Source organism: Listeria aquatica, from assembly GCF_014223975.1.
GTDB classification, from domain to species: domain Bacteria; phylum Bacillota; class Bacilli; order Lactobacillales; family Listeriaceae; genus Listeria; species Listeria aquatica.
The window spans coordinates 853,691-877,335 of record NZ_JAARRM010000001.1; the positions used below are offsets into that span (position 1 = coordinate 853,691).

The window sequence follows — 23,645 nt, forward strand, 5'->3', positions numbered from 1 at the left end:
TTTATTCTGCGACGTCTAGCACTTCTGCTAGGTAGCCATCATAACTAATTTCTTTATTATAAAATTTTTCTTTTGAAAGGTTGATGATACGCGTTGCGATACTTTGCAATAATTGGTGATCGTGACTTGAAAAAATCATCGCCCCATCAAAGGCTACTAAGCCATTATTCAAAGCGGTGATAGACTCTAAATCTAAGTGGTTCGTCGGTTCATCTAGTAGAAGAACATTAGAGCCAGAGAGCATCATTTTTGAAAGCATACAGCGAACTTTTTCGCCACCAGATAAAACTTTGACTTTTTTCAGCACTTCGTCTCCACTAAAGAGCATGCGCCCTAAGAAACCCCGTAAGAAAGCTTCGGAATCATCTTGTGGAGAATACTGGCGTAACCACTCAACGAGGTTTAAGTTGTTGTCTTCAAAGAACTCTGAGTTATCTTTCGGGAAATAGCTTTGGCTCGTTGTAACGCCCCAACGGAATGATCCAGAATCAGGTTCCATCTCACCCGCTAAAATTTGAAGAAGAGTCGTTTTTGCGACTTCATCGTCTCCGACAAGAGCAACTTTATCGTTGCGGTTAATGGTAAAGGATAGATTGTCGAGCACTTTTACGCCATCAATTTCTTTAGTCAGATTTTCAACCGTTAATAAATCGTTGCCAACTTCTCGGTCAGGCTTAAACTGGATAAAAGGATAACGTCTGCTAGAAGGTTGAATATCCTCTAGCGTGATTTTATCGAGCATTTTCTTCCGACTTGTCGCTTGTTTCGATTTAGAGGCATTGGCACTAAACCGCGCAATAAAGTCTTGCAATTCTTTGATTTTTTCTTCTTTTTTCTTGTTTCGATCGCCCATCATTTGTTGCGCTAATTGACTTGATTCATACCAGAAATCATAGTTTCCGACGTATAATTGAATTTTGCTGAAATCGAGATCGGCAATATGTGTACAAACTTTGTTTAAGAAGTGACGATCATGAGAAACGACGATAACGGTGTTTTCAAAGTTGATGAGAAATTCTTCGAGCCAGTGAATCGCACGGATATCTAAGTGGTTGGTCGGTTCATCTAGGAGCAAAATATCAGGCTTTCCGAAAAGCGCTTGCGCAAGTAAAACCTTGACTTTTTCACTTCCGGTTAAGTCTTTCATGTATTTATCATGTAAATCTTGCGAGATACCAAGCCCTTTTAGTAAAATAGCTGCATCTGCTTCCGCTTCCCAACCGCCAAGTTCACCAAATTCGCCTTCAAGCTCTGCAGCCCGAATACCGTCTTCATCACTAAAATCAGGTTTCATATAAATAGCGTTTTTCTCGGTCATAATGTCATAAAGCTTTTTGTGTCCCATAATCACAGTATTTAAAACGAGTTCATCATCATACTGGAAATGATCTTGTTGTAAAACCGCAAGTCGTTCACCGGGTGTGATATGCACGCTTCCAGACTGTGAATCTACTTCCCCAGAAAGCACTTTTAAAAACGTAGATTTACCAGCGCCATTTGCTCCGATTAAGCCGTAGCAGTTGCCGGGTGTAAATTTAATGGAAACATCTTCAAATAATTTTTTATCGCCATAGCGTAGTCCAACGTTACTAACAGTTAACATTTTTTTCCTCCTAAAAAGCACATTACTCTTATCATAACATGCTCTGAATTGTAAATAAAGTTTTTCTCATGTTAAAATGGGAAAGTAAGGGGGAATGGCTATGTTAGAAAAAGACCCATTTAACCTAGAGAAACGTATCGATTTTTGTTTAACGCTTAAAGGCGCAGTGGAAACATTTCCATTTGGAGAGAATTTCCATGTGATGCGCGTTGGCGAAAAAATGTTTGCGCTCATTCACTACAAAGAAGGGCAATTGTTTGTGAGTGCGAAATGTGAACCTGATAAAGCGGAGCGTCTTCGCGAAGAATATGAAGCGATTATTCCAGGGTATCATCTCAATAAAACACACTGGATTTCAGTGGTGACAACACAAGATCAAAAGATCGATTTTGAACTAGAGAAAGCCATCTTAACAAATAGTTATCAGCTTGTTTTATCAAAACTTTCCAAAAAGAAACAAGCCGAAATTCACAGTTTCTAGATAAAAGAACTTTACTTTCTGGGGCATTCACCTTATAATAAATTTGTTCAAACTACATAAACGTTACCACAGGGGGAGCTTCTAGCTGAGATTGAGTCTTCGAGACTCTGACCCTTTGAACCTGTTCGTTAAAACGAGCGTAGGGATTGTGGCGATTGCACTTTTCTAGTTAGTCCGGAAAACTGCTTTCTTCTGGGGTACGTTTTTGACCAAAAGAAGAAGGGAGTTTATTTTTTATGGTAAGTAAACGATTATTGATTTTGATTGAGTGCGCTATTTTTGCAGCCATTGCAATGGTGCTAAGTTTCATTCCACTTGATTTTGGCTCGAGTTTCTCTATTTCGCTTGGAATGATTCCGATGTATGTGATTGCTCTGCGGCGCGGCTTTTTTGCAGCTGGTTTCGCTGGCATACTTTGGGGTTTGCTCCATTTTTTAACTGGAAAAGCCTATATTCTAACTTGGAACCAAGCTTTAATTGAATATATCCTCGCTTTTGCTTTTGTTGCTTTTGCTGGAATATTTGCTAAAAATGTCCAGGCAGCACTTAAACAAAAAAATATGAAGCAAGCTCAGTTTTATGCTTGGAGTTCCATGTTTATTGGAGGTGTAGCTCGTTATTTTTGGCACTATGTTGCTGGGGTTGTTTTTTGGGGCGCTTATGCATTTAAGGGTTGGAGCGCTCAACTCTTTTCACTTGTTATGAATGGTGCAAGTGGCTTAGCGACGATCCTTGTCGCAGGGGCTGTTGTCTCAATTATTCTCCAAATCAAACCGCAACTTTTTTTGCCTAAATAATGGAAGGATTGAAGAACGCTTCTCACTTGAGAAGCGTTCTTTTGCGTAATGGTTGAATTTCTATCTAGAAAGCATAGAATAAGAATTGTGAGAAGCGAGCGTAGAGGAGGAAGAAGAATGCATGAAGAAATTTCCATACAAGGCGCCAAAACGAATAACCTGAAAAATATTTCCGTCAGTATTCCAAAAGGACAGATTACCGTTGTAACCGGTCTTTCGGGATCGGGAAAATCTTCACTCGTGTTTGACACTTTAGCAGCTGAGTCACAGCGTCTACTAAACGAAACCTATTCGAGCTATATTCAACAAATTTTACCGCATTACGAGGAACCAGATGTAGAACGCATTCAAAATTTACCGGTTTCGATTGTCATCAATCAAAAAAAAGTAGGGGGAAATGCCCGTTCAACTGTTGGAACGATGACAGATATTTATACTGGATTAAGACTGCTTTTTTCAAGGCTTGCACAACCTTTTATTGGTTATTCTATGGTGTATTCTTTTAATAATCCTCAAGGGATGTGTAAGACGTGTCAAGGAATTGGTGAAGTGACAGATTTCAATATTTCTGCTTTGATTGACTTTGAAAAATCGTTGAATGAAGGAGCCATTCAATTTCCAACCTTTCAACCTGGAGGGTGGCGTCTTTCACGTTATACGGAATCGGGTTATTTTGATAATCATAAAAAGATCGCAGACTATTCAGCGCAGGAATTAGAGAAACTTCTTTATGATACGGGAAGTAAACCAGAAAATCCTACGAAGCACTTTCCAAAGACAGCAGAATATGTCGGCGTGATTGAGCGAATTCGCAAATCCTTGCTTGAAAAAAATGGGGCAAAATATCAAGCTGATTTGAAACGTGTAACGAACACTGTTGAATGTCCAGATTGTCACGGGACGCGTGTTAACGAAACGGTTCGTTCTGCCAAAATTTTAGGTTATTCAATTGGAGATTGTGCAAAAATGTCAGCGGAGGATTTGCTTCGTTTTTTGAAGAAGATTAAAGAGGATCAAACGGCCGTTATACAAAAAGATTTGCGAAATCGGCTCGAAAGCATGTCTGCTGTAGGGCTAGGGTATTTAACGATCGACCGGAAGACAGCTACTTTATCTGGCGGGGAATCACAGCGCTTAAAAATGACGAAACATTTAAACAGTGCTTTGTCTGATGTTCTTTACATTTTTGATGAGCCAAGTGTCGGGCTTCATCCTGAAGATTTAGTCGGAATTGGAAAGGTATTTAAACGCTTGAAGCAAAAAGGAAACACTTTGGTTCTTGTTGATCATGATCCAGACATCATTGCACTTGCAGACTCGGTTATTGAAGTGGGACCAGGCGCAGGGAAAAAAGGTGGCGAAATTACTTTTTCAGGTAACTTTTCTGAATTTGTAGCAGCAAACGTAGTAACAGCAAAAGCACTTTCAAGAAGACCGATGCTCAATTCGAAAAGGCCTCATTTTACCAAATTTTATTCTTTAGAAGGAGTCAGCGCTTTTAATATTAAAAATCAATCTGCGAAGTTTCCTGAAAAAGCATTGACGGTTGTGACGGGGCTTGCTGGTTCTGGGAAAAGCACGCTTGTGCGAAAACTATTCACGGCGAAATACCCTCATTCAGTTGTTTTTGATCAATCGGCTATTCGCGGGAGTCACCGCTCTAATTTATTGACTTATTTAGGGGTTTTTGATTTTCTTAGAAAAAAATTTGCAGAAATCTCGGGTGAAAGTGTATCGCTATTTAGTTTTAACGGAAAAGGGGCGTGCCCGGAATGTCACGGGAAAGGCTTTATTAAATATGATCTTGCTTATATGGGTAATGTAACCGAACGTTGTGAAAAATGCCACGGGAAGCGTTATAACGAAGAAGCCTTGCAAATTAAGTGGCATGGGAAAAGCATTGATGAGCTGCTAAATTTGACGGTGGAAGAAGCGCTAACCTTGATTGATATTCCTGAAGTTCGCCAAGCTTTGCATGCTCTTCAAGATGCAAACTTAAACTACGTCCAACTTGGGCAAAGTTTGGATACACTTTCAGGAGGAGAGCTGCAACGGCTTAAAATTGCGACGAAGCTACTGGAAGATACGGAAAAACAAGCTAATTTATTTATTTTAGATGAACCCAGTACAGGATTGCACGAAGAGGATGTTGATCATTTACTGGAATTGCTCCAAAAGCTTAAAAAACAAGGGAAAACGTTGATTGTTTTGGAACACAATTTAACGATTATTAGCCAAGCTGACTGGATTATTGATATGGGGCCAAGAGGTGGGAGTCTTGGTGGCAAGGTTTTATTCCAAGGCTATCCAGCCGATCTGCTGAAAACAAAGGAATCATTTACGGGCACTCATTTAAAAAAATATTTGCACTTGGAATAAAATGGCTAGGCTCATTATGCTGTTAACGCTGGTGTTTTTGTTCAGACTTGGAATAAATATTACTTATTGAAAATCTTGATTTTAATAAGTTTTTCCTTAAAAATGTTTCATACCAGCGTAACAAGGGAAAAAACAGGATAGAGTTTCATCAAAAATGATTAACGGAGGTGCTTTTAGTGTTACGATTTGAACACGTTTCGAAAACCTATAAAGGTGGAAAAAAGGCAGTTGATGATCTCAATTTAGATATCGATAAAGGCGAATTTATTTGTTTTATCGGTCCGAGTGGCTGCGGAAAAACAACAACCATGAAAATGATTAATCGTTTGATCGATCCTACAGAAGGTAAAATATTTATTGATGATAAGGACATTTTACAAGAAGATCCAGTTAAACTAAGACGCTCGATCGGCTATGTAATCCAGCAAATTGGGTTAATGCCTCATATGACTATTCGAGATAACATTGTGTTAGTTCCGAAGCTGTTGAAATGGTCAGATGAGAAAAAGCAAGAGCGGGCAAAGGAGCTAATTAAGCTTGTTGATTTACCAGAAGAATATCTCGATCGCTATCCATATGAGCTAAGTGGTGGACAGCAACAACGGATTGGGGTTTTACGTGCATTAGCTGCTGAACAAAACTTAATTTTGATGGATGAACCATTTGGTGCACTGGATCCAATTACACGGGACTCTTTGCAAGAAGAATTTAAAAATTTGCAACAAGAGCTTGGGAAAACGATCATTTTTGTTACCCATGACATGGATGAAGCACTAAAGCTTGCTGATCGGATTGTGATTATGCAAGCAGGGAAGGTCGTTCAATTTGATACGCCAGATGAAATATTGCGGCATCCAGCAAATTCATTTGTCGAGGAATTTATAGGAAAAGATCGTTTAATCGAAGCGCAACCAGATGTTACACAAGTTCGTCAAATTATGAATACAAGTCCTGTTTCCATTACAGCAGATAAATCACTTCAAGCGGCTATTCAACTCATGAAACAAAAACGCGTAGATACACTTTTAGTTGTTGATGAAAAGCAAGTGCTAAAAGGTTATATCGATGTTGAAAAAATAGATTCTGAGCGTAGAAGAGCAACTTCTGTTGTAGATATCCTTGAGCGGGATGTGTTCTATGTAAAAGAAGACGCCTTACTAAGGGATACAATTCAGCGGATTTTAAAACGTGGATATAAGTATGTGCCAGTTGTTGATGATGACAATCATCTTGTCGGAATTGTTACACGTGCAAGCTTAGTGGATATGGTATACGATTCCATTTGGGGAGAAGAGCAAGAAGATACTGAGCCAGCTGATGTAAACGAAACAGTCGCCACTTCTGAAGGAGGCGAATAAACAATGGATGCGATACAAAATTTTTTTCAAGAAAATGGGCATAATTTGCTTGTTCAAACTTGGCAGCATTTATACATATCGCTAGCTGCAGTTATTCTAGGAATTGTTGTGGCGGTTCCACTAGGAATTGCCTTGACTCGTTCTCCGAAGATTGCAAACTTTGTCATTGGTGTGGTTGGAGTTTTGCAAACGGTTCCGTCCCTTGCCATCTTGGCTTTTATTATCCCAATCCTTGGTGTAGGGACTTTTCCAGCAATCATCGCCTTATTCATCTACGCACTACTCCCAATTCTCCGTAACACTTTCATCGGTGTAAGGGGCGTTGATCCGAACTTGATTGAGTCTGGGAAGGGGATGGGAATGACGAACTGGCAACTCATCACCAATGTTGAAATTCCGAATTCCATCTCTGTCATCATGGCAGGAATCAGGCTTTCGACTGTTTATATTATTGCTTGGGCAACGCTTGCCTCTTATATTGGAGCAGGGGGACTTGGGGACTTTATCTTTAACGGCTTGAACCTTTATCGCCCAGATTTAATTCTAGGCGGAGCTATTCCAGTTACCATCCTCGCGCTTATTGTTGAGTTTTTCTTAGGTAAACTTGAAAATGCGTTGACACCAAAACCACTTCGCGACGCAAGAAATAACGGATAGGAGGAAAAATAGAATGAAGAAAAAAACACTTGCATTGCTTGCTGTGATTCTGTTATCCTTCGGTACCTTGCTTTCTGGCTGTTCGTTACCTGGACTTGGTGGAGGGTCAGAAGGGACGATCCGCGTTGGATCCCTTTCGACAACGGAATCTCAGATTGTATCAAATATTGTGAAGCAGATGATTGAACATGACACAGATTTAAAAGTGGAGCTAGTTAATAATCTCGGTTCGTCTGTTGTGCAACATCAGGCAATGGTTAATGGAGACGTTGATATTACAGCTACACGTTATACAGGAACAGATCTTGTTGGACCGCTTGGTGAAGAGCCAATTAAAGACCCTAAAAAAGCTCTTACTGCTGTAAAAAAAGGGTTTAAAGAGAAATTTCACCAAACCTGGTTTGATTCCTATGGATTTGCGAATACTTACGCCTTTATGGTTCGAGCAGATACAGCTAAAAAATATAACTTAAAAACCATAAGTGATATGCGTCCTGTTCAGGGTGAGCTTACGGCTGGAGTGGATAATTCATGGATGCAACGGAAAGGAGACGGGTATAAAGCTTTCTCGAAAGATTACAATATTAAGTTCAAAAAAATCTTTCCAATGCAAATCGGCTTAATTTACACTGCTTTAAAGGACAAACAAATGGACGTTGCACTTGGCTATTCAACTGATGGTCGAATTCCAACTTATAACTTGAAAGTTCTCGAAGATGATAAAAAGTTCTTTCCACCGTATGACGCTTCACCGCTTGCAACTGATAAAATTTTGAAAGAGCATCCTGAAATCAAAACGACATTAAATAAACTTGTCGGAACCATTTCAACAGAGGAAATGCAACGCCTGAACTATCAAGCTGATGGAAAACTAAAAGAACCTTCTGTCGTTGCGAAGGAATTTTTAGAGAAGCATAATTACTTTGAGGATAAAAAATAAGGAGGGAACGGACCAGTGGAAACTCTAAAACAATTAATCGACTATTACGCAACCAATGGAAGCTATGTCATGGAAGAGTTTTGGCGCCACTTTCTGATGAGTATTTATGGCGTACTCTTTGCAAGTATTGTAGCTATTCCACTCGGGATTTATATTGCAAGAAAGAAACGGCTGGCGAATTGGGTGATTCAAATTGCTAACATCATCCAAACGATTCCTGCCCTTGCTATGCTTGCTGTCCTAATGCTTGTGCTTGGTCTTGGGACAAATACCGTCGTTTTGTCACTCTTCCTTTATTCGCTCCTGCCCATTCTAAAAAACACATACACAGGCATTCAAAATGTTGACGGAGCGTTGTTAGAATCAGGAAAAGCGATGGGGATGACTAAGTGGCAGATACTGCGCATGGTAGAACTTCCGCTTTCGCTTTCAGTTATCATGGCAGGGATTCGAAATGCACTTGTGATCGCAATTGGTGTCGCTGCAATTGGGACATTCGTTGGTGCAGGTGGACTCGGTGATATCATTGTTCGTGGGACGAATGCGACTAACGGGACAGCGATTATTCTAGCAGGAGCGATTCCAACTGCTCTGATGGCGATCATTACTGACTTGCTACTCGGCTGGGTGGAAAGAGCAATTAATCCTGTGAAAAATAAAAAGAAAAAATTATCAGAAGCGCTATAACGTTATAACGTTGGGCGGGCAGGAGAGAACTCTCGCCCGCTCTTTCATTAGTTCAAGGAGGGAACAACGTGGCAAAGCATAAACGGGAAGCTTGGCGAGAGGAACAAACAACAGAGAGTCTGAGTGAGGTGAATAATTCCATAAAAGTCCCTAAAAATGCCTCATTTTTTCGCAAACTGCTTGCTTTTATGGGGCCTGGGGCTTTAATTGCCGTTGGGTACGTTGATCCAGGAAACTGGGCGACATCCATTGCCGGAGGCTCTGAGTTTGGGTATACACTGCTTTCAGTAATTTTGATTTCCAATTTAATGGCCATTCTCTTACAATCGTTGGCAGCCAAACTGGGCATTGCAACCGGTCGCGACTTAGCGCAAGCATCACGAGATAGTTTCTCCAAAAAGACATCATTTGTTTTATGGGTACTGGCCGAATTAGCGATTATTGCGACGGATTTAGCAGAAGTAATCGGGAGCGCGATCGCTTTAAATTTACTTTTTGGTTTACCGCTTATTGTCGGGGTAGTGATTACGGCGCTTGACATCTTTCTTGTGCTCTTGCTTCAACATCGCGGGTTTCGGTACATTGAAGTCATTGTCATTACTTTGATGGTTACTATCCTTGTTTGTTTTGGTGTCGAATTATTTATGAGCCGTCCCGAGATAAAAGAAGTGCTTTACGGTTTTATCCCACAAAAAGAAGTGGTGACAAATCCTACCATGTTGTATATTGCACTGGGAATTTTGGGCGCGACAGTCATGCCGCATAATTTGTATTTGCATTCTTCCATTGTACAAACAAGACAATATGAGCGCAGTCTAAAAGGGAAAAAAGAAGCAATTAAGTTTGCCTTTATTGACTCTACTTTTTCTCTAACGGTAGCGCTATTCATTAATGCAGCCATTCTTATATTAGCTGCGTCCGCATTTTATTATTCTGGACATACTGAAGTGGCGGGGATTGAAGATGCCTATAAATTGCTTAATTCCGTTTTAGGAAGCGGTATTGCTAGTGTCATTTTTGCAGTAGCCCTTCTTGCTTCTGGACAAAATTCTACATTAACTGGGACGCTTGCCGGTCAAATTGTAATGGAAGGCTTTTTGAATATTCGTCTTAAACCATGGATTAGACGACTTATTACAAGAATTCTTGCAATTATTCCTGCGGTTATTGTGACAGCACTTTATGGAGCGAGGGGCACGAATGAACTTTTGATTTTAAGTCAAGTCGTTCTCTCCATGCAGTTATCATTTGCGGTTATTCCGCTTGTTATGTTTACAAGTGATAAGCGAAAGATGGGAGTTTTTGTAAACCGTCTTTGGTTAAAAGCGCTAGCTTGGATAGTAGCTGTTTTTATTGCGATTTTGAATATTTATCTACTGATTCATACTTTTGTTTGACGATAATACTATTATGTAAACTATAAATGAAAAGAATTTTAATTATTTCCCTCGAATTTTTTATCTAGATTCGTTATAATTGAATTAGCGAATAACCGTAGTAAAGGTGTGGAGTAGGATGGAGGATAAAGTAGTAAAACAACAAAAACGATTACTTGAGCAAGAGCATCTTTTGCCTTATACAATTGAAGCTCAAAATCAATCTTTTCACGTTATGATTTATACAAAACTTGGAAAAATTTCTGGAGTCGCTGTGCTAAATGCTGATAAAAGCCTTGCAGATAGGAAAGTAGCAGAAGAAGTGGTACTTAAGTTACAGCGCTATAATTTTTACTTTGAGTATCTTTCAAAACGTTCAGATGTTGTGAAAGAACGTGATAGCGTTGTAGCAGAACGAATTGAGCAAACACAGCTTATTTTAAATGACGGTGATTTATTTGATGACTTCATGCAACCAACTGTTGACAAGCTTAGCTTAGCGCTTGAAGTTTACAAACAGCAACAGCATAAAATGGATATCTATCAGGAAGATATCAGTTTACTAAATGAAAAAATCAAGGAACAAGGTCAAATTCAACCAGAAGACTGGAAATCTGCGGAAGATTTGTCCATTTTGTTTATGAGTGCTGCTTACGCGCAAACGATCTATCTTGAAGCAACTAGAAAAAATCGTCAAATACTTGCCAAATGGGTTCATGATCATCAAAAACAACTTCCTGCCTCGAAGCGAAAAGCTTTACTGAAACTCGTTGCGCTTTTAAGTGATACGAGTGCTGGTCTTATTTTTGATCAAATCATTTCTCTGCGACCGCTACTTGAAAAAGGTTTATTAATCGACCATGATGAGGATCTGCCGAAACGCGCACAGGAATTCAATAAAGAATATGAGGCCTTATGTCGATTTTACAAACCGAAACTTGAAAAAATGGTTAAATTGATCCGAAATTAAAAAATACCCGCTGAAACGGACTTGTTTCAGCGGGTATTTTTTATTTTTTTAATAAATCATGTTGAACAAGATAATTTTTGGCAACAACTTCGGCAGATTTACCATCAACGTTGACTTGATAATTCATTTTTCGCATTTCTGCATCTGTAATTTTCCCGGCCAATTTATTTAGTGGGGCTTTCAGTTCAGGATACTTCTGCAACGTCTTAGTTAACATTAAAGGAGCGCCCTGATATGGCGGAAATAATTTTTGATCGTCTTTTAGAACTTTCAAATGATATTGCTCCAGTTCGCTATCCGTTGAATAGGCATCTAAAACATCAATATCACCAGCTTGGATCGCTGTATAGCGAAGCTTAGGCTCCATTTTTTCAAGATGATTAAAGGTGATTCCATATTTTTCTTGCAGTCCCTTATAGCCATCACCACGGTCAGCAAATTCTGCTGTAAAGCCCACTTTTACTTGTTGCTCCACTGGGCGCAGATCAGAAATCGTTTTAAGCCCGTATTCTTTAGCAAGTCGTTCGGAAACTGCGATGGCATAAGTATTATTGTATTGCATCGGTTTTAGAAGTGTCATCTTAAACTGAGAAGCTAAACCAGTTCGAGCTTGTTCGTAAACTTCGCTAGCAGAATGAGATTTTGCTGGTTCCTTCGTGAACGTTTCAAGAACGGTCCCGGTGAACTCTGGATAGATATCGATATCACCAGACTTCAGCGCATTAAATAAGAAACTCGTTTTCCCCATGCTCGGCTTTAGTTCCACTTTCAAATCCGTCTCATCTTCAATAAGTAATTTGTACATATTAATCAGAATTTCCGGTTCTGCTCCGAGTTTACCAGCAATTGTAATGTCTTTTTTATCACTTGTAAAATGCGGAACAATCAGCAAGGCTGCTGTTAACAAGATGGCTAAAGATATCGTAATCACAGTGCTTTTAAAAGAAGCTTTTTGGAAAAAACGTAACACGAAATCAAATAGAATCGCAAGTAAAGCAGCAGGTATTGCCCCAAGCAAGATCAAACTATTATCATTGCGGTCAATTCCAAGCAATATGAGATCTCCAAGGCCACCTGCGCCAATCAATGCTGCGAGTGTGGCCGTTCCAATAATCAGCACCGTAGCCGTTCGAATTCCCGCCATGATGACTGGTAAAGCAAGTGGAAGTTGTACTTTATAAAGTCGTTTCCATTTATTCATTCCCATGGCCCGAGAAGCTTCAATCAAGGCAGGGTCTACTTCATCAATTCCTGTATAAGTATTGCGCAAAATAGGCAAGAGTGCATAAACAACGAGTGCGATAATCGCGGGCACGATGCCAATCCCAACAAGTGGGATAAGTAAGCCTAATAAGGCTAGTGATGGAATCGTTTGGAAAATGGCGGCTACTTGAATAATTGGTTCTGCGATGCGTTTATGGCGCGTTAAGTAGATGCCAAGTGGTAAGGCGATTAAAACGGCGATGAAAAGAGAAATAAATGAAATTTGGATGTGCTCAATTAAAGCGGTAAGCAAATCGTCTTTTCGGTCTAGGAATGTCTCGATGAATGTATTCATGGAGTGACACCTTCTTCCAGGTTACTCGATAAGAAGGCCAGCAAATCATTCGTTGTGATAGTTGCAACTAGTAGACCTGTTTCATTTTCGATAGAAACACTCTTAGCATCTGAGAGCGCGGTAACGAGTTTTTCGAGTGAATCGGTGATTTTTAAATGTCGGCTTTCCTCACTTGCGTTTCCTGCTTGTGCCTGAGTACAGAAATTTTTAGTGACTAAATCAGAAATCTTGATTGAACGGTCAAATAATGTTTTTGGTAAAAGATTGCCAGACTCAAGAAAATTACGAACAAAATCAGTTTCAGGATTTTTTAGTATATTCTCCGGTGTATCACATTGAACGATTTTCCCATCTTGCATAAGACAAAGGCGGTCACCAAGCGCCAAAGCTTCTTGCATGTCATGAGTAACAAAAACAATGGTTTTTTTGATTTTCTTTTGGAGCTCAGAAATATCTTGTTGTAATTTCTGTCTAGAAATGGGGTCGAGCGCGCTGAAAGGTTCATCCATTAAAATGATGCTCGGGTCAGCTGCAAGAGCTCGAACAACACCAACACGTTGCTGTTCGCCACCAGAAAGTTCCTTTGGCTTACGATCACGATATAAAGTGGGATCGAGTCCAACCATTTCAAGTAATTCGGTTGTTCGATCGTAAATTTTTTGTTTATCCCATTTTTTTAATTCGGGAACAATCGCAATATTTTCTGCAATTGTCATATGTGGGAATAATGCAATTTGTTGAAGCACATAGCCAATATCATAGCGCAGTTCGTGAATATCATAGTCACTAATGCGTTTTTCGTTGATATAAATTGTCCCTGTTGTGAGCGGGATAAGCCGATTGATCATTTTTAAGGTGGTCGTCTTGCCACATCCACTTGGACCAATAAAAACGAAAAATTCTCCATCTTCGATATTGAGGTTTAAGTGATCAACGGCGACTGAATCATTTTCATATTTCTTTGTCACATTTTCAAAGCGAATCATATTATCCTCCCGGTTTCTATTTTTTAAAGCTGACTTCTCTGTTTATATCCTATAATTTACCATTTTTTGACGACAAATAGAAATTATAATGATTTATTTTGTAAAATATTGCTATCGTGTTAAAATAGAAGGTAAGATTGCAAACAATCCTAGAAGTAAGAACTGGAATGGAAAGGTTTTGAAAAGAGTGGAAAATCTAATGAAAGATTTAGGTGTTCAAATACCGGATCTTTTGATCAAGCAAAATGAATCCTTAGCAAAATACACGTACACGAAAACAGGTGGGGAAGCTGATTTGTTTGCTATGCCAAAAACGATCGATGAAGCTAGAGCACTTGTTCATTATTGTCATGAAAAAAATATTTCACTAACTGTCCTTGGAAACGGTTCAAATTTGATTATAAAAGATGGTGGCATTCGTGGTGTTGTAATGCACCTTGATTTGTTGAATGAAATCGTGAGAAATGAAACTCGTATCATTGCTGGAAGTGGAGCAAAAATTATTGATGTTTCAAGGTTTGCGCTTGAATCACAGCTAAGTGGTCTTGAGTTTGCTTGCGGAATTCCTGGTTCTGTTGGCGGGGCACTTTATATGAATGCAGGTGCTTACGGGGGGGAAATTAGTGATGTACTGGATGCGGCTACAGTTTTAACACGTTCAGGGGACTTATTACACTTGAAACGTGAAGAATTAGCAGCTAAATACCGGAAAAGCACGATTGCGGATAAGGATTATATTGTACTCAGTGCTGAGTTTGTGCTAGAGCTTTCAGAAAGACAGCCAATTGAAACAAAAATGGCAGAACTTACTGAAGCGCGTGAAGCTAAACAACCGCTTGAATATCCGTCTTGTGGGAGTGTTTTCAAACGACCACCTGGTCATTTTGCTGGGAAATTAATTCAAGACAGTGACCTACAAGGATTCCAAATTGGTGGCGCGCAAGTTTCGACGAAGCATGCAGGCTTTATTGTGAACGTAGGCTGTGCAACAGCAACCGATTATATGGAAGTTATTCATCATGTTCAGGAAACGGTGAAGCGAAATTTTGATGTGGACTTGGAGACTGAAGTGAAGATTATTGGAGAAGACAAGTGATTTTAATGGCTTGTCTTTTTATGTTTAAATCAAGTTAGAATAGGAAATAATGGGTACTGAGAGATGCTTTATTCGAAAGGAAGTTGATATAATATGAAGGCTATAATTATGAATGAATACGGGGACAGCAACGTGCTTCAGTATGTAGATGATTTTCCAGATCCGATATTAAAAGATGATGATGTACTAATTGAAGTGAAGGCGTCAGCTGTTAATCCCATTGATTGGAAATTACGTCAAGGTTACTTGAAACAAATGATCGATATTCCTTTTCCGTTTATTCTTGGACTTGATGTTTCGGGTGTCGTGAAAGAAGTTGGAAAAGAAGTCACAATGTTTCAGCCTGGCGATGAAGTTTATGCACGTGCTGATACAAGTCGTAACGGTTCTTATGCAGAAAAAGTTGCGGTTAATCAATTATTTGTTTCTAAAAAACCTAGCAATTTGAATTTTGAAGAAGCAGCTTCTGTTCCTCTTGCAGCGTTAACTGCGTATCAAGCATTAAGGGACTTTGCTGGACTGGGTGAGGGAGAACGTGTCTTTATTTCTGCTGGCTCTGGTGGCGTGGGTAGTTTTGCTATTCAAATTGCAAAGATCCTCGGTGCCTATGTTGTGACAACGACAGGACCTAAAAATATCGATTATGTAAAAAGCCTCGGCGCGGATGAAGTGATTGATTATACAAAAAATGATAGCTTGGATACGGAACCGGTCGATGTCGTTTTCGATTTGATCGGGGGCAAAAGTCAAATAGAAAGCTTTTCGATTCTAAAAGAAGGTGGGCGAATTGGTTCTATTGCAGGAGCCCCAGATCCAAAACTTGCTAAGGAAAAGCGAGCAAATGCAAAAGGGCTTTGGGTGAAATCTAGCGGAGCTGATTTAGATGAGCTCCGTAACTATATTGAAGCTGGTAAAATAAAAACAGAGATTGCTGCAAGATTTCCACTTGAAAAAGTGAAGGTTGCCCATGAATTAAGTGAAACGGGGCATGTAAGAGGTAAAATCGTCATCGAAGTAGCTAAATAAAATTGGTGAAGCAAAACTCCCGGTTTCTTGCCGGGTTTTTTGTTGTGTTGGAACATGCAACGAACCGAGTTATTTGGTACAATGAATTTAGGCATTTTAGAATGGGAGGATTTCACCTTTTGGACAGTTTGATACAGTTTTTTAAAAATAGAAGTGTGCGGCGTGTAGCAGTTTTCGTTCTTGTCGCTTTTGTGTTGTATTTACTTCGGAGCATGATGGACATTATTTTGCTGACTTTTATTTTTTCGTTTTTGATTACTCGGCTCGAAGGCTTTATTTTACGGAGAATTTCGATTTATAGGCAAATTATTGTGTTGATTCTTTATGCGGTTATCGCACTAGCTCTTGTCTTTGTCGTCGTAAAATATGTACCATTACTTACGGAACAAATTAAACAGTTAGTGAATTTTATCAACCAATTTTTCACAACAGATGATAGTAATAACGAGTTTATTAATTATATTGTAAATCTTGCTAACCAAGTGGATGTGATGAAATATACCGAGCAAGGTGTACAAATTATCGTGACATATTTAACCAATATTGGGACTGTGTTGTTCAATGCCTTTATTGCATTAATGTTGAGCTTGTTTTTCTCTTTAGGAAAAGACCAACTAATTCGATTTACGAATCAATTTGCAACCAGTAAAATTGCATTTATCTATGAAGAAGTAAAATACTTTGGCCAAAAATTCGTAGCGACATTTGGTAAAGTTATTGAAGCGCAATTTTTAATCGCCATTGTGAACTGCGTATTAACAACAATTGCCCTGTGGATACTTGGCTTCCCACAACTTATGACGCTTTCTATCATGGTCTTTTTACTAGGGTTAATCCCTGTTGCAGGTGTCATCATTTCGATGATTCCACTTACGATTATCGCTTATACAATTGGCGGAGTTCAGTATTTGTTCTATATTATTTTGATTGTCGTCGTGATTCATGCGCTTGAATCCTATGTCCTAAATCCAAAATTAATGTCTGCAAAAACGGATCTGCCTGTTTTTTACACGTTTATCATTTTGATTTTTGGAGAACATTTCTTCGGCATTTGGGGACTGATTGTTGGAATTCCTGTTGTCATGTTTTTCCTAGATGTACTCGGAGTCACTGATCAAGCTGAACATCTTTTAGAAAAGAAACCAAAAAAAACACCTAAACAAGATCCAGAGAGCTGACTCTGGGTCTTGTTTTATATTAAATGTGGGGGAGAGAAGGGGAAATTTACACTTTTGCAAGAAGATTTTTAAGTTTTCTTTCTTGCTGTTTAAAACTTCTTTAACAAATTTATTTTATAATGGAAACAATCATTAGTTAAAGGAGGAATTTAAATTGAAAAAAATACTTACATGGACAGTATTACCAGTAACCTCCATTTTACTAGCCGTTTTTCTTTATTTTCATTTTTTCGAAGGCTGGATGTACTTTTATTTGAATCAACTCATGAGAAATTATAGTTTTATGGACTATATAACGATTGCGATCACAGCAGCACTTGTTTATTTAGCGGCTGTACAAATAATGAGTTTAGAATTAAACTTAAAATTATTAGTCATTTCCTATTTGATTTATTTTGGATGTTTATTCTTTTTGCTATTTGCAAAAGATTCTCATGCACGTGGACTATCATTTGATACATTCGGTTTTATTAAACCTTTCGTAGAGGGAAATTTACGAGTTATTACGGTGGGGAATGTCGTAGCCTTTATCCCAACTGGATTTCTGATGTGGAAATTAAAAGGCTATCAAGCACTAGTTCTAGCGCTAGGTTTGATTACAGGCGTGGAATCGATGCAATATTATTTCGCTGTTGGTTATTTTGACACTGGGGATATCTTCTTAAATGTATGTGGGATCATGATTGGTTATTTAGTATTGCGTCTAGCTATTTTGATTATTAACCGCAAACAAAAGCACGTCTCTAGCTGAGACGTGCTTTTATTTAGGCGAAATATATACTAATCTTCCATATATTTACGAATAGCAAGCATTTGATCTTCCATTTTTGAAATACTAGTCGCAGCATCTTCAAGTTGTTTGAAAGCAGCAGGAGGGACTCCGCCTTTGTAACGCAAGGAGTGTTCGAGGCTGGCCCAAAAATCCATCGCAATCGTACGAATTTGAATTTCAACTCGAAAAACCTCACTTTTTTCAGATAAAAATATCGGAATGGCAACAATAATATGTAAACTTCTGTATCCGCTTTCTTTTGGGTTTTTAATATAATCTTTTGTACGAATTAATTCAACATCATCTTGAGAAACAAGCATATTGACAATATCGTAGACATCATCGACATAAGAACAAGTCACGCGAATACCTGCAACATCGTTAAGTTCATTTCGAATATTGTCAATAGAAATCGTTTTACCACGCTTAATTAGTTTTTCGCCAATACTTTTTGGTTTTTTAATTCTGGATTCAATAGTATGAATGGGACTACGTTTTTTTTGCAGTGAGAGCTCATCAGCAAGAATCTCGAGTTTAGTTTGAACTTCTTTAATGGAACTACGATAGCACATCATCAAATACTGAAATTCCTCGAGAAAAGCCATATTTTGTTCGAATTGAGGATTATCCCCAAGCCAGCGTTGTAATTCACGCATAACTTCTTTATTTTCCATAAAAAATCAGCTCCTTAAAAACATTTAGATGTACCCATGTGTATAATTCCCGAGGTAAAAGCTACTGAAACGTCTTAGAAAACGATAAGGCGTGAAGTATAATTAGGTTTAGTATAGTTGAATATGCTATTTGAAGTGAAGTCAAGGTTTTATCACTACTTCCTATAATATATATTATGTAAACTAGAAAATTTAAGATTTAAGTAAGGGATAAGCTATTGCCTTCCCTCACATAAAACTTCTCTATTCTTTAATTGTTGTTTCAAGATAAGAACCTTCGTAGCTAGATATTATTTGCTTTGCTCTCCACAAGCGACTAATAAACTATAAACTGAACCAACTGACTAATAAACCTACATTTTATCTCTTATTCTTCTAGTGAATTGATCATTTCTTGTAATTCAAGTACGGCATCTTCAACTCGCCGTGTGACTTCTTCATTCCAAAAACGGTTTCCACCAGATAATTCATTAATTAAGTTAAAGATAGACACTGCGTCTGAAACTGGTATAAAGCTATTCATTCTCCATTCCGCAAGATGCTCACCAATATAGTTTATAATCTCTGCAAAGGTTCGCTCATTAAAAGAGTTATAGTAACGTAATTCGGCCAACAATCCATTTTCTCCCACAATCATATTAGAAAAACTCATCTTTATGCCACCTCCAAGATTTCTAATTTTTCTTTTATGGAGATTATATCAAAAATGCTTTCTTATTATAAACCAAAAGGCAATTGACGCATTGTTAAGTAGAGAAAACTTTTTTTATATTTGGGGTTCAAATGTCATAAGAAGTTTAAAGAAAAAGCTGTAAAACAACCTGAACGGGTCACTAAAATTTAAATTTAATGAACCCGTTCAGGTTGAGAAGTTATCATTTTATTTTTATCAGAACTTAGCTCCTTAGTCCGCGTCCTTTGCTAATTAAGTACCAGCAAAGCGAATAAAGAACGGCAATGAAAAGGACAAGGATGAGCATGGAAACAACCGTTGACATGTCTGTTGTTCCGAGAAAACCATATCTAAATCCGGAAATCATATAGACGATCGGATTAATTTTTGAAACAACTTGCCAGAATGGTGGCAACATGGAAATTGCATAGAAAACACCACCTAGATAAGTTAAAGGTTGCAAAACGAAAGTTGGCACGATAGATACGTCATCATAAGATTGTGCAAAAATCCCGTTTAGTAATCCTGCTAATGAAAATAATATCGATGTCATTAATAGTGTGATGATGATAATCGTCCAGGAAAAAACATGAAGTGGGACGAAAAAGAGCGAAATGAGCGTCACAAGTGCACCAACTAAGATACTTCTTCCCATACCACCGATTACAAATCCCCAGATGATAACATGTGTTGGGACTGGAGCAACTAAAAGTTCTTCAATGTTTTTCTGGAATTTTTGTGAGAAAAACGACGAAGAAACATTGGCGTATGAACTTGTGATGACAGACATCATGATGAGCCCAGGGACAATAAATTCCATGTAGGAAAACCCGCCGACTTCCCCGATTCGTTTTCCAATTAAATTTCCAAAAATGACGAAATATAAGGATGTTGTTATAACTGGAGGTACCAGTGTTTGCACCCAAATTCGTAAATAACGATTGGTTTCTTTGACTGCAAGACTTTTTAAAGCCGTAAAATAAAGACTAAACATTTTTCTCCTCCACTCGGTGTTCTTCTTCTGTGATTTTTAAGAACAGCTCTTCTAACCGATTTGACTTATTGCGTAAGGAAAGGACTTTTATTCCTTGTTCGGTCAACTGCTCAAAGATTTCATTCACGCCTTGGTCACGTTCAACTTCAATGGCTAAAGTCAGTTCATCTTCAAAATAACTCTTATAGCCTTTAATCTCCGGTTTTTGAGCATAAGGAGCCAGGTCAAAAATGAAGGTTTCAAATTGAAGTTTTGCAAGAAGTGCTTTCATACTGGTGTTTTCTACAAGTTCACCAGCTTGAATAATCCCGATATTGCGACAAAGCATTTCTGCCTCTTCTAGGTAATGAGTGGTCAAAATAATGGTTGTGCCACTTGCGTTTAATTCACGTAAAAATTCCCACATTTCACGCCTTAACTCAATATCTACCCCTGCTGTAGGTTCATCAAGAATAAGTAAACGAGGTTCATGCATTAGCGCTCGAGCAATCATCAGTCGGCGTTTCATTCCACCAGAAAGCATTCGCGCTCGAACATGGCGTTTCTCCCATAAGTTGGATTGCTTCAGATACTTTTCGCTGCGTTTTATGGCTTCTTTACGCGAAACACCATAATAGCCCGCTTGGTTAACCACAATTTGTTGAACCGTCTCAAATGGGTTGAAATTAAATTCTTGTGGAACTAAGCCAATTTGTTGTTTCATTCGCACTAAATCTTTATCTAGATCGTAGCCAAAAACTTTTACTTGTCCAGATGTTTTATTCACTAGCGAAGTAATAATTCCAATTGTAGTTGATTTTCCAGCTCCATTTGGACCTAAAAGGGCATAAAAATCGCCTTCTTCAACGTTTAAATTGATACCACGCAAAGCTTTAACTCCTGTAGCATAGACTTTCTTTAAATCTTTTATTTCAAGTGCATAGGTCATTTAAATTCTTATCTCCTTATTGGTGAATTCACGGTCTGTTTCTACTTTAGGAAATTACTGATATCAAGCAGTTAAGACCCTTTTTATTCTAACATGCAAAAAGCTAAAATGTCCGACTTTGAACTTACCGAATGCGTTAAACATTATACTTGAGAAAAGAAAAACCAGCAAACTTTCTGCCTGCTGGTCGTGACTCTTATTTGTCGCCTAGTGCTGAACCGAAAACAGCTCCTGCCACATTTTTTGTTTTAATCACAAGTTTTTCTGGATCATGTTCCAAGTAAATGACTTCAATAACTTTACCAGGCTGAACTTGGTCTAAAGCCTCTTGTAATACCGTTTTCTTAATGGAAACTGGCTGTGTGGTATTATCTTTTAATGCTACTTCAAGGTCCAGCCAAACATTTACCTTTGCATCTGACATGCTATTTTCGGGACGCATTCCAATGACAGTCGCGTAACTTGTGATGCCTTCTTTACTAATTTTAAGTGCTTCCGAATCCATCATCCCAGTTTTTACAGCAAACTCTTCAAACAATTCCTGCATCTCTTCTTGCGTAAGCGTCGGCTCTCCAGCTTTAGGAAGTGCTACCTTTTGCTGTTCATTTGTCACAACGGGAATAGGTGCCCCTATTTGTAGTGCGGAAAGTTGCGTGAGTGGGATGATCGCTTTTAAACTGGACTGGAAGCTCTCTCCTGTCTTTTTAATAACATCTACTTGCATTTCAACTTGAGGCTGTTGATTAATATATGTTCCCGTTTGAGCGAGGCTACGAATAATCCCAAGTGCTGCTTCACCGTTTTTTATACGCATCATGTTACCAGTTCCTACGAATGACATAATAGAGCTAATCACGAGAAGCCCAATCCCCCCATAAATGCCAATCCTGAAGATTGAGTTATCAAAGAAGTCTACACTTGTTGTATCTCGGAAAAAAATAAGATATATAATTGTTCCAAAGATTACGATAAAGCCTAATGTCCATAAGATACGAGATAAATTTTTCATTGTTTTTATCCACCTAACTTTCTTTTAATAATTGCACGATTTTTTTATACATATCAGAAGACTTTTTGTATTGCCTCTTTTGTTCTGCGCAAATGCCAAGAAGTTCATATAATGCCACTAAACGTTCTACAATTGGATTATGTTCAAAATAATCTAGACACAATTCAGCTTGATTCTGAGCAGTTTGATAATCTTCTTTTTGAAGCGCAGCTTGTGCCTTGTAAAAATATAACGCATAGCTTTGATCATTCGTTTTAGGAGCAAGTTCGAGTTTTTGAATGAGAGATGATAAGTGTTCGAACTGTTTCCCTAAAAGCGCAATATCCGCTTGATAAAGCATAATAAGCGTGAAAAAAGTCTCCTCAATTTGTTCTTGTTGCTCTAAAAATTCATGAAACCTTTTACTTTCTCTTTCGGCTTCAATCAATTGCTTTGTTTTAATCAGCATGACAATGCGATTATTAAAAATCATTACCTGATAGTCCCCCATCTGAGTACTATCTAAATAAATTAGATTTTCTTCTGCTTTCGATAAGCTAATGATCGCCTCTTCAAAAAGTCCCAAATAAAAGTAATAATTACTTTGCAAAACATAAAAACTTGGGAGGTGCGCTTTAAGATTTTTTAATTGGACTCGGTGTAAAGCTTCATTTAACTGTTTTTTCGCTAATTCAAAGTTTTTTAAAGTGAGAAGAATTTCAATTTCTATTTTCTTAACAGCAATCCATGCTCCCACATTTTCTGTAAGTAATGGAAGTAATAGATGACAATAATTACTTGCGGCTTCATAATCATTTTTTGATCTAAAAACTTGCATTTTATAAAAATAAAAAGCTTTTTTTAGAGGAGTTGGTAACTGTCCGATTGTACTGTCGGGAAATTCTTTTAAATAAAAGTTCAAATAATGAATATGTAAATGATTATAGTTTTCTTGATCTTGGGTCAATTGATAAAAACAAGCCGCCATAAGCTTCGAAGATAATTCAAGTACAAGTGCGTCCGCGCTTTTAGGAAGCGTAGCTACATAAGTTTCGTCAATATCTGAAAAGGCAATCATCTGGTTCACAATTTCATCTGCGCCTTTTAAAATTTGACTAGAAACATCTTCAGCTTTGAGTAAATAATTTGTGGAAACACCTAGCTTTTCAGCAAACTTAACAGCTAAGTCCTCGGCCAGAATATAGCGTCCTGTTAAAATATTTGAAAAATGAGGCAAAGTAATTAGTCCACTCACAAGTTCTTTTCGAGTCATCCCCTGCTTTTCTACTAGAAAATTAATTCGTTCTTTTAGCATCTCTTCCCTCCTTTTCGCTATGATTTATTGGCTATAGTTGTATAGTATCATAGAAAAAAATACAAATATAGTGATTAAACGTAATGCAAAAGATTTCTTTTGAAAGAAACTTAAATCGTTGGATAAAAATTTATTTTGTAATAAATTACGGTTTTTAACAAAATAAAAAGAAGTTTGCCTGTTAGAGCAACAGCCCTTCATTAATAAAG

Annotated in this window: 22 protein-coding genes and 1 riboswitch; of the genes, 13 read left to right on the forward strand and 9 right to left on the reverse strand. The window is 38.1% G+C overall.

Annotated elements, in window-relative coordinates; all coding sequences use genetic code 11:
- Position 1: 1 nt before the first annotated feature.
- Positions 2–1,603: an ABC-F family ATP-binding cassette domain-containing protein gene (locus HB912_RS04245; protein ID WP_185372366.1), complete on the reverse strand. Its 1,602-nt coding sequence runs from the start codon at positions 1,601–1,603 to the stop codon at positions 2–4.
- Between the two features lie 100 nt (positions 1,604–1,703).
- Between HB912_RS04245 and HB912_RS04250 the strand changes: the two genes are divergently transcribed.
- The 9 genes from HB912_RS04250 (at position 1,704) to HB912_RS04290 (ending at position 11,248) form a co-directional block, all read left to right on the forward strand.
- Positions 1,704–2,084: an MmcQ/YjbR family DNA-binding protein gene (locus tag HB912_RS04250; RefSeq protein WP_185372369.1), complete on the forward strand. Its 381-nt coding sequence runs from the start codon at positions 1,704–1,706 to the stop codon at positions 2,082–2,084.
- 61 nt (positions 2,085–2,145) lie between these two features.
- Positions 2,146–2,248: riboswitch (TPP riboswitch) on the forward strand.
- 72 nt (positions 2,249–2,320) lie between these two features.
- Positions 2,321–2,881: an energy-coupled thiamine transporter ThiT gene (gene thiT, locus HB912_RS04255; protein WP_185372371.1), complete on the forward strand. Its 561-nt coding sequence runs from the start codon at positions 2,321–2,323 to the stop codon at positions 2,879–2,881.
- Between the two features lie 117 nt (positions 2,882–2,998).
- Positions 2,999–5,260, forward strand: a complete 2,262-nt coding sequence (locus HB912_RS04260) for an ATP-binding cassette domain-containing protein (protein ID WP_185372372.1) — start codon at positions 2,999–3,001, stop codon at positions 5,258–5,260.
- A 176-nt stretch (positions 5,261–5,436) separates the two neighbouring features.
- Complete coding sequence (locus tag HB912_RS04265) at positions 5,437–6,618, forward strand: betaine/proline/choline family ABC transporter ATP-binding protein (protein WP_185372374.1); 1,182 nt, start codon at positions 5,437–5,439, stop codon at positions 6,616–6,618.
- Positions 6,619–6,621: 3 nt separating this feature from the next.
- Entirely contained in the window at positions 6,622–7,275 is a 654-nt protein-coding gene (locus tag HB912_RS04270; RefSeq protein ID WP_036073664.1) for an ABC transporter permease, read from the forward strand.
- A 13-nt stretch (positions 7,276–7,288) separates the two neighbouring features.
- The gene (locus HB912_RS04275; protein ID WP_185372376.1) at positions 7,289–8,215 is read left to right on the forward strand and encodes an osmoprotectant ABC transporter substrate-binding protein; all 927 of its coding nucleotides are present in this window, start codon (positions 7,289–7,291) and stop codon (positions 8,213–8,215) included.
- A gap of 15 nt (positions 8,216–8,230) precedes the next feature.
- Complete coding sequence (locus HB912_RS04280; RefSeq protein WP_185372378.1) at positions 8,231–8,902, forward strand: ABC transporter permease subunit; 672 nt, start codon at positions 8,231–8,233, stop codon at positions 8,900–8,902.
- A gap of 68 nt (positions 8,903–8,970) precedes the next feature.
- Positions 8,971–10,299, forward strand: coding sequence for an Nramp family divalent metal transporter (locus HB912_RS04285; RefSeq protein ID WP_185372380.1), 1,329 nt, complete (start codon positions 8,971–8,973; stop codon positions 10,297–10,299).
- A 118-nt stretch (positions 10,300–10,417) separates the two neighbouring features.
- A complete protein-coding gene (locus tag HB912_RS04290; RefSeq protein ID WP_185372382.1) occupies positions 10,418–11,248 on the forward strand; it encodes a hypothetical protein in 831 nt (276 codons plus the stop codon).
- Between the two features lie 40 nt (positions 11,249–11,288).
- On the opposite strand, the gene HB912_RS04295 is transcribed toward HB912_RS04290, so the two are convergent.
- Together HB912_RS04295 and HB912_RS04300 are read right to left on the reverse strand one after the other, a co-directional pair.
- Positions 11,289–12,806, reverse strand: coding sequence for an ABC transporter permease/substrate-binding protein (locus tag HB912_RS04295; protein WP_185372385.1), 1,518 nt, complete (start codon positions 12,804–12,806; stop codon positions 11,289–11,291).
- Complete coding sequence (locus HB912_RS04300; RefSeq protein ID WP_185372387.1) at positions 12,803–13,792, reverse strand: ABC transporter ATP-binding protein; 990 nt, start codon at positions 13,790–13,792, stop codon at positions 12,803–12,805. Before HB912_RS04300 ends, HB912_RS04295 begins: the two co-directional genes overlap by 4 nt.
- Before the next feature lie 199 nt (positions 13,793–13,991).
- On the opposite strand from HB912_RS04300, the gene murB reads away from it, so the two are divergent.
- The 4 genes from murB (at position 13,992) to HB912_RS04320 (ending at position 17,843) form a co-directional block, all read left to right on the forward strand.
- Positions 13,992–14,888, forward strand: a complete 897-nt coding sequence (gene murB / locus HB912_RS04305) for a UDP-N-acetylmuramate dehydrogenase (RefSeq protein ID WP_185372389.1) — start codon at positions 13,992–13,994, stop codon at positions 14,886–14,888.
- A 93-nt stretch (positions 14,889–14,981) separates the two neighbouring features.
- Entirely contained in the window at positions 14,982–15,914 is a 933-nt protein-coding gene (locus HB912_RS04310) for an NADP-dependent oxidoreductase (protein WP_185372391.1), read from the forward strand.
- A gap of 119 nt (positions 15,915–16,033) precedes the next feature.
- A complete protein-coding gene (locus HB912_RS04315; RefSeq protein WP_425324759.1) occupies positions 16,034–17,092 on the forward strand; it encodes an AI-2E family transporter in 1,059 nt (352 codons plus the stop codon).
- A gap of 154 nt (positions 17,093–17,246) precedes the next feature.
- Positions 17,247–17,843 carry a VanZ family protein gene (locus HB912_RS04320; protein ID WP_244964412.1) on the forward strand — a complete coding sequence of 199 codons (597 nt, stop codon included), beginning with the start codon at positions 17,247–17,249 and terminating at the stop codon, positions 17,841–17,843.
- A 29-nt stretch (positions 17,844–17,872) separates the two neighbouring features.
- On the opposite strand, the gene HB912_RS04325 is transcribed toward HB912_RS04320, so the two are convergent.
- From HB912_RS04325 to HB912_RS04350, 6 genes are all read right to left on the reverse strand, one after another.
- A complete protein-coding gene (locus HB912_RS04325) occupies positions 17,873–18,538 on the reverse strand; it encodes a GTP pyrophosphokinase (RefSeq protein WP_221635601.1) in 666 nt (221 codons plus the stop codon).
- A gap of 367 nt (positions 18,539–18,905) precedes the next feature.
- Positions 18,906–19,151: a hypothetical protein gene (locus tag HB912_RS04330; RefSeq protein WP_185372393.1), complete on the reverse strand. Its 246-nt coding sequence runs from the start codon at positions 19,149–19,151 to the stop codon at positions 18,906–18,908.
- Between the two features lie 283 nt (positions 19,152–19,434).
- Positions 19,435–20,205, reverse strand: coding sequence for an ABC transporter permease (locus HB912_RS04335; RefSeq protein WP_036073641.1), 771 nt, complete (start codon positions 20,203–20,205; stop codon positions 19,435–19,437).
- Entirely contained in the window at positions 20,198–21,133 is a 936-nt protein-coding gene (locus HB912_RS04340; RefSeq protein WP_036073638.1) for an ABC transporter ATP-binding protein, read from the reverse strand. Before HB912_RS04340 ends, HB912_RS04335 begins: the two co-directional genes overlap by 8 nt.
- 196 nt (positions 21,134–21,329) lie before the next feature.
- On the reverse strand, positions 21,330–22,142 hold the full coding sequence (locus HB912_RS04345; RefSeq protein WP_185372395.1) for a hypothetical protein: 813 nt from the start codon (positions 22,140–22,142) through the stop codon (positions 21,330–21,332).
- A gap of 13 nt (positions 22,143–22,155) precedes the next feature.
- Entirely contained in the window at positions 22,156–23,436 is a 1,281-nt protein-coding gene (locus HB912_RS04350) for a helix-turn-helix domain-containing protein (protein ID WP_185372397.1), read from the reverse strand.
- Positions 23,437–23,645 lie beyond the last annotated feature (209 nt).